The sequence below is a fragment of the Pantoea sp. SGAir0418 genome (assembly GCF_043529865.1).
In genome coordinates this window covers 3,476,801-3,489,390 of record NZ_CP027911.1, presented here as the reverse complement: position 1 = coordinate 3,489,390, position 12,590 = coordinate 3,476,801, and the positions used below count along the sequence as shown (strand labels likewise).

Below are 12,590 nucleotides of genomic sequence, written 5' to 3'. Positions count from 1 at the left end.
CTTAACGTGGCAGAGTAATTTTGCGCTCTTTGGCAGGGCGATACAGCACCAGCACGTTGCCGATGACCTGAACGTTGTTTGCCTTAGTTTCACGCACGATAGCGTCCACGATCAGCTGCTTGGTTTCACGATCTTCCGAGGCAATTTTTACCTTGATCAATTCGTGATGTTCGAGCGCCTGTTCGATCTCGGCGAGCACGCCTTCAGTCAGGCCATTGCCGCCCAGCATGACCACTGGCTTCAGTGGATGGGCAAGGCCTTTCAGGTGCTGTTTTTGTTTGGTACTCAGATTCATCGTATTTTTTGCTTACTCAGGGATTGAAAACGGTTCATTCTACCGCCATCTCGGGTATATCGCCAAATCAACGCGACCCATTGCGTGCTGATTTATCGCTACGATGACGATTTAACTGGAAATATTATGACGGGTAAAAAGCGTTCGGCCAGTTCCAGTCGCTGGCTTCAGGAACACTTTAGCGATAAATATGTGCAACAGGCACAGAAAAAAGGGTTGCGCTCGCGCGCCTGGTTTAAACTGGATGAAATTCAGCAGGGTGACAAGCTGTTCAAACCCGGTATGACCGTGGTTGACCTGGGCGCTGCGCCCGGCGGCTGGTCGCAATATGTGGTACAACAGATTGGTTCGGGTGGCCGTATTATTGCCTGCGATCTGCTGCCGATGGATCCCATCGTTGGCGTTGACTTCCTGCAGGGCGATTTTCGCGACGAAGCGGTGTTGAAAGCGTTACTGGAGCGCGTGGGCGACCAGAAAGTGCAGGTGGTGATGTCGGACATGGCGCCGAACATGAGCGGTACGCCTGCAGTCGATATCCCGCGTTCCATGTATTTAGTTGAACTGGCGTTAGAAATGTGTCGGGATGTACTGGCACCTGGCGGCAGTTTTGTAGTGAAAGTGTTTCAGGGAGATGGCTTCGATGAATACCTGCGGGAAATTCGCTCCCTGTTTACGAAAGTGAAAATTCGTAAGCCGGACGCTTCGCGATCACGTTCGCGCGAAGTGTACATTGTGGCGACAGGGCGCAAACTGTAGCCCTCCATACCGGAATCAAAGCAAGGCGAAACGGCGTTTATTCTGATGCGTAATTCTGAGTTTCAGGCTAAACAGGCAAAATCATCAGCGCCGCGATTCCAGGTATGAAGGATATATAGTACCCTACGCTGTCTGTTAACACCGTTGTAATATGAGGTTAATCCCTTGAGTGACATGGCGAAAAACCTGATTCTCTGGTTAGTCATCGCGGTCGTGCTGATGTCAGTATTCCAGAGCTTTGGGCCCAGCGAGTCGAATGGCCGTAGGGTTGATTATTCAACCTTCCTGTCGGAAGTGAACCAGGATCAGGTCCGCGAGGCACGTATTAACGGGCGTGAGATCAACGTAACCAAAAAAGACAGTAATAAATACACGACCTACATTCCTGTCAACGATCCCAAGTTACTCGATAACCTGTTGACCAAAAACGTCAAAGTTGTGGGTGAACCACCGGAAGAGCCGAGCCTGCTGGCTTCCATCTTCATCTCCTGGTTCCCGATGCTGCTACTGATTGGCGTGTGGATCTTCTTTATGCGGCAGATGCAGGGCGGCGGCGGCAAGGGCGCGATGTCCTTCGGCAAGAGCAAAGCCCGTATGCTGACCGAAGACCAGATCAAAACCACCTTTGCTGACGTTGCGGGTTGCGACGAAGCAAAAGAAGAGGTGGGTGAGCTGGTGGAATACCTGCGTGAGCCGAGCCGCTTCCAGAAGCTGGGCGGTAAAATCCCGAAAGGCGTGCTGATGGTGGGCCCTCCGGGTACCGGTAAAACGCTGCTGGCGAAAGCGATCGCCGGCGAAGCGAAAGTACCGTTCTTCACGATTTCCGGTTCTGACTTCGTAGAAATGTTCGTCGGTGTCGGTGCATCACGTGTGCGCGACATGTTCGAGCAGGCGAAGAAAGCGGCACCGTGCATCATCTTTATTGATGAGATCGATGCGGTGGGTCGTCAGCGTGGCGCCGGTTTAGGCGGTGGTCACGACGAACGTGAGCAGACGCTGAACCAGATGCTGGTTGAGATGGATGGCTTCGAAGGCAATGAAGGCATCATCGTCATCGCCGCGACTAACCGTCCGGACGTACTGGACCCGGCGCTGCTGCGTCCAGGCCGTTTTGACCGCCAGGTGGTGGTAGGTCTGCCAGACGTGCGCGGCCGTGAACAGATTCTGAAAGTGCATATGCGTCGCGTGCCGCTGGCAACCGACATTGATGCCGCGATTATCGCACGTGGTACGCCGGGCTTCTCCGGTGCGGACCTGGCGAACCTGGTCAACGAAGCGGCGCTGTTCGCTGCGCGTGGCAACAAGCGCGTAGTGTCGATGGTCGAGTTCGAGAAAGCGAAAGACAAAATCATGATGGGTGCGGAACGTCGCTCCATGGTGATGACGGAAGCGCAGAAAGAATCCACCGCGTATCACGAAGCGGGCCATGCGATTATTGGTCGCCTGGTGCCGGAACACGATCCGGTGCATAAAGTGACGATTATCCCGCGCGGCCGTGCGCTGGGTGTGACCTTCTTCCTGCCTGAAGGCGACGCGATCAGCGCCAGCCGTCAGAAGCTGGAGAGCCAGATTTCAACGCTGTACGGCGGTCGTCTGGCAGAAGAGATCATCTACGGGGCGGAACACGTTTCTACCGGTGCTTCAAACGACATCAAAGTGGCGACCAACCTGGCGCGCAACATGGTGACGCAGTGGGGCTTCTCGGAAAAACTCGGTCCGCTGCTGTATGCGGAAGAGGACGGTGAAGTGTTCCTCGGCCGTTCAGTGGCGAAAGCCAAACACATGTCGGACGAAACGGCACGCATCATCGACCAGGAAGTTAAGCACCTGATCGACAGCAACTACCAGCGTGCACGCCGTATTCTGGGTGAGAACATGGACATCCTTCACGCGATGAAAGACGCGCTGATGAAGTATGAAACCATTGATGCACCGCAGATCGACGACCTGATGGCGCGCCGCGAAGTGCGTCCGCCAGCGGGCTGGGAAGATCCAGGCAGCAACAATTCTGACAGCAACGGTACGCCAAAGGCGCCACGTCCGGTTGATGAACCGCGTACGCCAAACCCAGGCAACACCATGTCAGAACAGTTCGACAAGTAACAGGCCTGTTCCTAAGCAAAAACCCCGGCTGGTCCGGGGTTTTTTACATTCCACAATCCAGTGATTCCTCAGGGAGATTTTCGCCATGAAGTTGTACGCCCGTGATACCCATCTCGATCTGTCGTTTCCCCATGTGATGGGAATTTTAAATGTCACGCCGGACTCCTTTTCTGATGGCGGAACGCACAACACGCTGGTCGACGCGCTCACGCACACCAACGAGATGGTGAATGCCGGTGCCACGATTATCGATGTGGGCGGCGAATCAACCCGTCCCGGTGCCGATGAAGTCTCAGTGGAAGAGGAACTGGCGCGGGTGATCCCGGTGGTGGAAGCCATTGCGCAGCGCTTTGAAGTGTGGATTTCGGTGGATACGTCAAAAGCAGAAGTGATTCGCGAAGCCGCGCGAGTGGGCGCTCACATCATCAACGATATCCGCTCGCTGTCCGAGCCGGGTGCGTTACAGGCCGCCGCAGAGACCGGTCTGCCGGTATGCCTGATGCACATGCAGGGCGAACCACGCACCATGCAGCAGGCACCGGAATATCAGCACATCGTAAGCGAAGTGGACGCTTACTTCGCTGCGCAGATTGCCCGCTGTGAAGCGGCCGGCATTAAAAAAGAGCGTCTACTGCTCGACCCGGGCTTCGGTTTCGGTAAGAATCTCAGCCACAATTATGAGCTGCTGGCGCATCTCAGTGATTTTCACCATCACGGCCTGCCGCTGCTGGTGGGTATGTCGCGTAAGTCGATGATTGGCCAGCTGTTAAACGTCGGCCCGGCACAGCGCCTGACCGGCAGCCTGAGCTGTGCGGTGATCGCCGCCATGCAGGGCGCGCAGATTATTCGCGTGCATGACGTTAAAGAAACTGTCGAAGCGATGCGCATCGTCGAGGCGACACGGAGAGCAAAAGGATAAAGGCATGAGCGATCGTAAATATTTCGGTACTGATGGGATTCGCGGCAAAGTGGGTGAAGCGCCCATTACCCCGGACTTTGTGTTGAAGCTGGGTTTTGCTGCCGGCAAAGTGCTGGCCCGTTCCGGCTCGCGCAAAGTTTTGATTGGTAAAGATACCCGTATTTCCGGCTACATGCTGGAATCGGCGCTGGAAGCCGGTCTGGCGGCTGCCGGGCTGTCTGCGGCTTTCACCGGCCCGATGCCCACGCCGGCCATTGCCTACCTGACGCGCACTTTCCGCGCCGAGGCGGGCATCGTGATCTCCGCGTCGCACAACCCGTTTGACGACAACGGCATCAAATTCTTCTCTGCCGAAGGCACCAAACTGCCGGACGACGTTGAAGCCGCCATTGAGCTGGAGCTGGAGAAGCCGCTGACCTGCGTGGAATCCGCTGAACTGGGCCGTGCCAGCCGCATCGTTGATGCCGCCGGGCGCTACATCGAGTTCTGCAAAGGCACTTTCCCCAGCGAGCTTAGCCTGAACGGACTGAAGATTGTGGTGGATTGCGCCAACGGCGCGACCTATCACATCGCGCCGAATGTGCTGCGTGAACTGGGCGCAAAAGTGATTGCCATCGGCGTGCAGCCGGACGGCATGAACATCAACAAAGAGTGCGGCGCTACCGATCTGCGTCAGCTGCAGCAGCGCGTGCTGGATGAAAAAGCCGATCTCGGCCTGGCCTATGACGGCGACGGCGACCGCATCATGATGGTGGATCACCTTGGACAGAAGGTGGATGGCGACCAGATTCTCTACATCATCGCGCGTGAAGCGCTGCGTCAGGGCCAGCTGCGTGGCGGCGTGGTCGGCACGCTGATGAGCAACATGGGGCTGGAGCTGGCGCTGAAACAGCTGGGGATTCCGTTTACCCGCGCCAAAGTGGGCGACCGCTATGTGCTGGAAAAAATGCAGGAGAAGGGCTGGCGCATGGGCGCAGAGAACTCCGGCCACGTGATCCTGCTGGATAAAATCAGCACCGGTGACGGCATTGTAGCAAGTTTGCAAGTACTCACTGCGATTGTGCGCAACCACATGAGTCTGCACGATCTGTGCAGCGGCATGAAGATGCTGCCACAGGTGCTGGTGAATGTGCGTTTCAGCGGCAGCCACGATCCGCTGGAGAGCGACAGCGTCAAAGCGGCTGCCGCAGAGGTGGAAAAAACGCTGGCCGGGCGCGGGCGTGTGCTGTTGCGCAAATCCGGCACTGAGCCGCTGATTCGCGTGATGGTGGAAGGCGAGGATGAGGCGCAGGTGACCGAACTGGCGCACAAAATTGCCGATGCGGTAAAAGCGGTTTAACCGCGTTACGGGCGGTCAGTTTGCTGCTTTCCGCCTGTAAAATCACCGGGATGGCGCTTTTTTCCGCAATCGCAAAACTTCGTGTAAATTGCGCTTGCAGAGGTATGCGCCTTTGGTTAGTATTCACACCCGCTTCTGATGGGTGATGACGAGACTCCCCGTCAATATTGGTTGAAGCTTTAACTGTGCGGATAACGCGCAAGGAAACAGGTTGATTATGTACGAAGCTCTGTTGGTTGTTTTCCTTATTGTAGCGATTGGCCTCGTTGGTCTGATCATGCTGCAGCAAGGCAAAGGCGCTGATATGGGAGCCTCATTCGGTGCAGGCGCTTCTGGTACGCTGTTTGGTTCAACCGGGTCTGGTAACTTCATGACTCGCATGACCGCGGTACTGGCTACGCTGTTCTTCATCATCAGTCTGATTCTGGGCAACCTGAACAGTAACAAGACTTCCAAAGGAAGCGAGTGGGAAAACCTCAGCGCGCCGGCTCAGTCTCAACAGCAGACTCAGCCAGCTAAACCGGCAACGCCGGGCAATGATATTCCGCAGTAAGATCGTCAGCGCTAAAGCGACATCGTATCGTCGCAGTCAGTGAAGTGCCGAGGTGGTGGAATTGGTAGACACGCTACCTTGAGGTGGTAGTGCCCGATTGGGCTTACGGGTTCAAGTCCCGTCCTCGGTACCAAATCTCAGTATAACTTGCATTTTTCGCAAGATCGGCGTAATATTCGCCACGTTTTCGGACGCGGGGTGGAGCAGCCTGGTAGCTCGTCGGGCTCATAACCCGAAGGTCGTCGGTTCAAATCCGGCCCCCGCAACCACTTTCCCTTAGAGTTCTTTTTCAAATATACTGTATGCATCGACGGACGCATCCGCAGTCAGTTTTGAAAAAAATTCTGCTGGATGGTGTGCCGAAGCCGCATCGCGGCATACAGGGTCCAGTCACAAAAAGCCCCGAATTTTCGGGGTTTTTTGTTATCAGGAAATCGTAACACTGGGCTTTAGGCCCTTTTTTTATGTCTTGGGGGTGGGCTTGTCCACATTAGAGCAAAAGTTGACAGAGTTGATCTCTGCTCCGGTAGAAGCGCTTGGCTACGAATTGGTCGGTATCGAGTTCATTCGTGGTCGCACATCAACCTTGCGCATCTATATTGATAGTGAAGAGGGTATCAATGTTGATGATTGCGCCGATGTTAGCCACCAGGTCAGCGCTGTAATGGATGTGGAAGATCCTATTACGGTGGCTTACAACCTTGAAGTTTCCTCACCGGGTCTCGATCGCCCTCTGTTCACCGCGGAGCACTATGCGCGTTTCGCTGGCGAAGAGGTGAGCCTGGTACTGCGTATGGCCGTGCAGAACCGCCGTAAATGGCAGGGCATCATCAAGTCTGTCGAAGGCGAGATGATCACGGTAACCGTTGAGGGTAACGATGAAGTGTTCGCGCTGAGCAACATTCAGAAAGCGAACCTGGTCCCCCACTTTTAAAAGTCCGGATTGAGGCTAACCAGGATGAACAAAGAGATCTTAGCTGTAGTAGAAGCCGTTTCTAACGAAAAAGCCCTGCCGCGTGAGAAAATCTTCGAAGCGCTGGAGAGCGCTTTGGCCACTGCGACCAAGAAGAAGTATGAGCAGGAAATCGACGTGCGCGTCAGCATTGACCGTCGCAGCGGCGATTTCGACACCTTCCGTCGCTGGGTGGTTGTAGAAGAAGTCACGCAGCCAACGCGCGAGATCACGCTGGAAGCAGCACGCTTTGAAGATGAAGCCTTCAATCTGGGCGATTATGTTGAAGATCAGATCGAATCTGTCACCTTCGACCGTATCACCACGCAGACCGCGAAACAGGTTATCGTCCAGAAAGTGCGAGAAGCCGAGCGCGCGATGGTGGTCGATCAGTTCCGCGAGCAGGAAGGCGAAATCATCACCGGCGTGGTGAAGAAAGTGAATCGCGACAACATTTCACTGGATCTCGGCAACAACGCCGAAGCGGTGATTGTGCGTGAAGACATGCTGCCGCGTGAAAACTTCCGCCCGGGTGACCGTATTCGCGGCGTGCTGTATGCCGTGCGTCCGGAAGCGCGTGGTGCGCAACTGTTCGTTACCCGCTCCAAACCAGAGATGCTGATCGAACTGTTCCGCATTGAAGTGCCGGAGATTGGCGAAGAAGTTATCGAGATCAAAGCGGCAGCGCGCGATCCGGGTTCACGCGCCAAAATTGCGGTAAAAACTAACGACAAACGTATCGATCCGGTCGGTGCCTGCGTCGGTATGCGCGGTGCGCGCGTGCAGGCGGTGTCCAGCGAGCTGGGCGGCGAGCGTATTGATATCGTGCTGTGGGACGACAACCCGGCACAGTTCGTGATTAACGCCATGGCACCTGCCGATGTGGCGTCAATTGTGGTGGATGAAGACAATCACACCATGGATATCGCTGTTGAAGCCGGCAATCTGGCTCAGGCGATTGGCCGTAATGGCCAAAACGTGCGTCTGGCATCCCAGCTGAGCGGCTGGGAGCTGAACGTGATGACCGTCGATGATCTGCAGGCGAAGCATCAGGCCGAAGCCCATGCAGCGATCGATATGTTCACTAAACATCTCGACATCGACGAAGAGTTCGCCACCGTTCTGGTGGAAGAGGGCTTCTCTTCGCTGGAAGAATTGGCTTACGTGCCAATCAACGAGCTGCTGGAAATCGACGGCCTCGACGAAGAGACCATTGAAGCCCTGCGTGAACGAGCAAAAAATGCGTTAACCACCCTGGCATTAGCGAAAGAAGAGAGCCTTGGTAATCAGGAACCTGCTGAGGACCTGCTGAATCTTGAAGGCCTGGATCGTGCGCTGGCGTATCGCCTGGCGTCAAAAGGCGTTTGCACGCTGGAAGATCTCGCTGAGCAAGGTGTTGACGATCTGACAGATATTGAAGGGCTGGATGATGAGAAAGCCGGTGCGCTGATTATGGCTGCACGTAATATCTGCTGGTTCGGCGATGACGCGTAATAACAGGAAGGAACAGCATGACAGATGTAACCGTAAAATCGCTGGCCGCCGAAATTCAGACTCCGGTCGATCGCCTGGTACAGCAATTTGCTGATGCAGGGATCCGTAAGTCTGAAAACGACGCCGTATCCCAGCAAGAGAAAGAGACCTTACTGTCCCACCTGAATCGTGAGCACGGTCAGACCGGTTCAGGCAAACTGACGTTGCAGCGCAAAACGCGCAGCACCTTGAATATTCCAGGCACCGGGGGTAAAAGTAAGTCGGTGCAAATCGAAGTCCGCAAAAAGCGCACATACGTGAAAGGTGATGCCGACGCTGAGCAAGCTCAGGCGGAAGCAGAAGCCGAGGCGCAGCGTGAAGCGGAAGAGCAGGCGCGTCGCGAGGCTGAAGAACAAGCCCGTCGCGAAGCTGAACAAAAAGCGCAACGTGAAGCCGAAGAGAAAGCCAAGCGCGAAGCCGCTGACAAGGCTAAGCGTGAAGCAGCGGAAAATGAGAAAGTGACTAATCAACCTACCGACGAAATGACCAAGGCTGCGCAATCTGACAAAGCCCGTCGTGAAGCTGAAGCCGCCGAACTGAAGCGTAAAGCGGAAGAAGAAGCGCGCCGTAAGCTGGAAGAGAATGCGCGCCGCGCGGCGGAAGAAGCCCGTCGTCTGGCCGAAGAGAAAGCCGCTGAATGGGAAAAACCAGAGGAAGAAGATAAGGGCGACTATCACGTCACTACTTCAACTCATGCCCGTCAGGCAGAAGACGAAAACGATCGCGAAGTCGAAGGCGGTCGTGGTCGCACCCGCACCACCAAGGCAGCGCGTCCGGCCAAAAAAGGCAACAAGCACTCTGAAGCCAAAACTGACCGTGAAGAAGCGCGTGCTCAGGTACGCGGCGGTAAAGGTGGCAAACATCGTAAACCAAGCACGCTGCAGCAGGGCTTCAACAAACCTGCTCAGGCGGTGAACCGTGACGTCATCATTGGCGAAACCATCACCGTTGCCGAACTGGCCAACAAAATGGCGGTGAAAGGCTCGCTGGTTATTAAAGCGATGATGAAGATGGGTGCCATGGCGACCATCAACCAGGTTATCGACCAGGAAACCGCCCAGCTGGTGGCCGAAGAGATGGGTCACAAAGTGATCCTGCGCCGCGAGAACGAGCTGGAAGAAGCGGTAATGGACGATCGTGATACCGATGCTGCGCAGGAAAGCCGTGCGCCGGTCGTGACCATCATGGGTCACGTTGACCACGGTAAAACCTCGCTGCTGGACTACATCCGCTCCACCAAAGTCGCCTCCGGCGAAGCGGGCGGGATTACCCAGCACATCGGTGCGTATCACGTTGAAACCGATAACGGCATGATCACCTTCCTCGACACCCCGGGCCACGCCGCGTTTACCGCAATGCGTGCACGTGGTGCGCAGGCCACGGATATCGTTATCCTGGTGGTGGCGGCTGACGATGGCGTGATGCCGCAGACTGTCGAAGCTATCCAGCACGCGAAAGCAGCCGGTGTGCCGGTGGTCGTGGCAGTGAACAAGATCGACAAGCCAGAAGCCGATCCGGATCGCGTGAAGAACGAGCTCACCCAGTACGGTATCATTCCGGAAGAGTGGGGCGGCGAGAACATGTTTGTTAACGTCTCGGCGAAAGCCGGTACCGGCATCGACGACCTGCTGAACGCGATTCTGCTGCAGGCGGAAGTACTGGAGCTGACTGCGATTCGTCAGGGTATGGCGAGCGGCGTGGTGATCGAATCGTTCCTCGACAAAGGTCGTGGTCCGGTAGCAACCGTGCTGGTGCGTGAAGGTACGCTGAACAAGGGCGATATCGTACTGTGCGGCTTCGAATACGGCCGTGTGCGTGCGATGCGTGACGAACTGGGTCGCGAAGTGCTGGAAGCGGGTCCATCGATTCCGGTGGAAATCCTCGGTCTGTCCGGTGTGCCGGCAGCGGGTGACGAAGCGACCGTGGTGCGTGACGAGAAGAAAGCGCGTGAAGTGGCGCTGTATCGTCAGGGCAAATTCCGCGAAGTCAAACTGGCGCGTCAGCAGAAATCCAAGCTGGAAAACATGTTTGCCAACATGACCGAAGGCGAAGTGTCCGAGCTGAACATCGTCCTGAAGTCCGACGTACAGGGTTCTGTGGAAGCGATCTCCGACTCGCTGCTGAAACTCTCCACCGACGAAGTGAAGGTGAAGATTATCGGTTCTGGCGTGGGCGGTATCACCGAAACCGACGCCACCCTGGCCGCTGCGTCCAACGCGATCATCCTCGGCTTCAACGTGCGTGCTGATGCCTCTGCGCGTCGCGTGATTGACGCTGAAAACGTTGACCTGCGCTACTACTCCGTCATCTATAACCTGATTGACGAAGTGAAAGCAGCCATGAGCGGCATGCTGGCACCGGAGTTCAAACAGCAGATTATCGGTCTGGCCGAAGTCCGTGACGTGTTCAAGTCACCGAAATTTGGCGCGATTGCCGGCTGTATGGTCACCGAAGGCAACATCAAACGTCACAATCCGATCCGCGTACTGCGCGACAACGTGGTTATCTATGAAGGCGAGCTGGAATCTCTGCGTCGCTTCAAAGATGACGTCAACGAAGTGCGTAACGGCATGGAGTGTGGTATCGGCGTTAAGAACTACAACGACGTTCGCGTTGGCGATATGATCGAAGTGTTCGAAGTGATTGAAGTTAAACGCACCATCGAGTAATTGCTGGTCGATGTGATGCAATTTGGGAGGCCTCTGGCCTCCCGAATTATTTGGGAGAAATAGTATGGCGAAAGAGTTTGGTCGCCCACAGCGCGTGGCGCAGGAGTTGCAGAAAGAGATTGCGATCATCCTGCAGCGCGAAATCAAAGACCCACGTCTGGGTATGATGGTCACCGTGTCTGGCGTTGAGGTGTCACGCGATCTGGCGTATGCCAAAGTGTTCGTGACCTTCCTGAACGACCAGGATGAAGAAGCGGTGAAAAATGGCCTCAAAGCGCTGAAAGAAGCGTCTGGCTACATCCGTATTCTGCTCGGTAAAGCGATGCGTCTGCGCATCGTGCCGGAGCTGACCTTCTTTTACGATAACTCGCTGATTGAAGGGATGCGCATGTCGAATCTGGTGTCTAACGTGATCAGAAACGATGCTGAGCGACGGGGTGAAAGCCCGGCGGAAGACGACAAGGAGGACTGATGAGTCGTCCTCGTCGCCGTGGTCGTGATGTCCACGGTGTTTTCCTGCTGGATAAACACCAGGGCGCATCCTCCAACGATGTGCTGCAAAAAGTAAAACGCCTGTTTAATGCTAACAAGGCGGGCCATACCGGCGCGCTCGATCCGCTGGCCACCGGTATGCTGCCGATTTGTCTCGGCGAAGCCACCAAGTTTTCCCGCTATCTGCTGGATTCGGACAAGCGTTACCGCGTAATTGCCCGTCTGGGCCAGCGCACCGATACCTCCGATGCGGACGGCAATATCGTTGAAACGCGGCCGGTGACCTTCAGCCAGGCTGAGCTGGACGCCGCGCTGGAGAGCTTTCGCGGCGAGACGCTGCAGGTGCCCACCATGTTCTCGGCGCTCAAGTATCAGGGCCGCAAGCTGTACGAATATGCGCGCGAAGGCATCACCGTGCCGCGTGAAGCGCGACCGATTACCGTGTTTGAACTGCAGTTTATTCGCTGGCAGGGCGACGAGCTGGAGCTGGAAATCCATGTTTCCAAAGGCACCTACATTCGCACCATCATTGACGATTTAGGTGAGAAGCTCGGCTGCGGCGCACACGTGATCATGCTGCGCCGTCTGCAGGTGGCGCGTTACCCGATTGCGCGCATGATGACGCTGGAACAGCTGCAGGCGCTGGCGGCGCAGGTTAATGCGGCGGAAACGCCGGATTACGCACCGCTGGACGCGTTGCTGTTGCCAATGGACAGCCCGGCGGAAGATTTTCCAGCGGTCAATCTGCCCACGCCGATCGCGGCCTGGTTCAAACAGGGCATGCCGGTCCAGGCGGAAAACGCGCCGGCCAGCGGGCTGGTGCGGGTGACCGAAGGTGAGCAGCAGAAATTTATCGGCATGGCGGAAATCGCCGACGATGGTCGCGTGGCACCGCGTCGTCTGGTGGTGGAGTTTGCCGACTGACCGCGTATTACCGCTGGCCGTTACAGCACATTTGCGTTGCTACCGGGCGAAGAGT

General features: G+C 56.0%; 11 protein-coding genes and 2 tRNA genes. 12 read left to right on the top strand and 1 reads right to left on the bottom strand.

All coding sequences use genetic code 11. The features are described from left to right. Position 1 precedes the first annotated feature (1 nt). Entirely contained in the window at positions 2–295 is a 294-nt protein-coding gene (yhbY, locus tag C1N84_RS16350) for a ribosome assembly RNA-binding protein YhbY (protein ID WP_010617345.1), read from the bottom strand. A gap of 126 nt (positions 296–421) precedes the next feature. Between yhbY and rlmE the strand changes: the two genes are divergently transcribed. The 12 genes from rlmE (at position 422) to truB (ending at position 12,535) form a co-directional block, all read left to right on the top strand. Further along, on the top strand, positions 422–1,051 hold the full coding sequence (rlmE, locus tag C1N84_RS16345; protein WP_021507708.1) for a 23S rRNA (uridine(2552)-2'-O)-methyltransferase RlmE: 630 nt from the start codon (positions 422–424) through the stop codon (positions 1,049–1,051). A 174-nt stretch (positions 1,052–1,225) separates the two neighbouring features. Further along, the gene (gene ftsH, locus C1N84_RS16340; RefSeq protein WP_021507707.1) at positions 1,226–3,154 is read left to right on the top strand and encodes an ATP-dependent zinc metalloprotease FtsH; all 1,929 of its coding nucleotides are present in this window, start codon (positions 1,226–1,228) and stop codon (positions 3,152–3,154) included. A gap of 85 nt (positions 3,155–3,239) precedes the next feature. After that, positions 3,240–4,073, top strand: a complete 834-nt coding sequence (gene folP, locus C1N84_RS16335; protein WP_058780381.1) for a dihydropteroate synthase — start codon at positions 3,240–3,242, stop codon at positions 4,071–4,073. Between the two features lie 4 nt (positions 4,074–4,077). Then, positions 4,078–5,412 (top strand): phosphoglucosamine mutase, encoded by a 1,335-nt coding sequence (gene glmM, locus C1N84_RS16330; protein ID WP_021507705.1) that lies wholly within the window; start codon positions 4,078–4,080, stop codon positions 5,410–5,412. A gap of 217 nt (positions 5,413–5,629) precedes the next feature. Then, positions 5,630–5,965, top strand: coding sequence for a preprotein translocase subunit SecG (secG, locus tag C1N84_RS16325; protein ID WP_010617340.1), 336 nt, complete (start codon positions 5,630–5,632; stop codon positions 5,963–5,965). A gap of 46 nt (positions 5,966–6,011) precedes the next feature. Continuing rightward, positions 6,012–6,098: transfer RNA gene (locus tag C1N84_RS16320), tRNA-Leu, on the top strand. Between the two features lie 59 nt (positions 6,099–6,157). Then, positions 6,158–6,234, top strand: a tRNA-Met gene (locus tag C1N84_RS16315). 212 nt (positions 6,235–6,446) lie between these two features. Further along, positions 6,447–6,899: a ribosome maturation factor RimP gene (gene rimP / locus C1N84_RS16310; protein ID WP_031279732.1), complete on the top strand. Its 453-nt coding sequence runs from the start codon at positions 6,447–6,449 to the stop codon at positions 6,897–6,899. A 24-nt stretch (positions 6,900–6,923) separates the two neighbouring features. Next, complete coding sequence (gene nusA, locus C1N84_RS16305) at positions 6,924–8,411, top strand: transcription termination factor NusA (protein ID WP_021507703.1); 1,488 nt, start codon at positions 6,924–6,926, stop codon at positions 8,409–8,411. Between the two features lie 17 nt (positions 8,412–8,428). Then, entirely contained in the window at positions 8,429–11,119 is a 2,691-nt protein-coding gene (gene infB / locus C1N84_RS16300; protein ID WP_021507702.1) for a translation initiation factor IF-2, read from the top strand. Positions 11,120–11,183: 64 nt separating this feature from the next. Then, on the top strand, positions 11,184–11,591 hold the full coding sequence (gene rbfA / locus C1N84_RS16295; RefSeq protein WP_021507701.1) for a 30S ribosome-binding factor RbfA: 408 nt from the start codon (positions 11,184–11,186) through the stop codon (positions 11,589–11,591). Next, positions 11,591–12,535 (top strand): tRNA pseudouridine(55) synthase TruB, encoded by a 945-nt coding sequence (truB, locus tag C1N84_RS16290; protein ID WP_058780382.1) that lies wholly within the window; start codon positions 11,591–11,593, stop codon positions 12,533–12,535. Before rbfA ends, truB begins: the two co-directional genes overlap by 1 nt. The last annotated feature ends 55 nt before the right edge of the window (positions 12,536–12,590 follow it).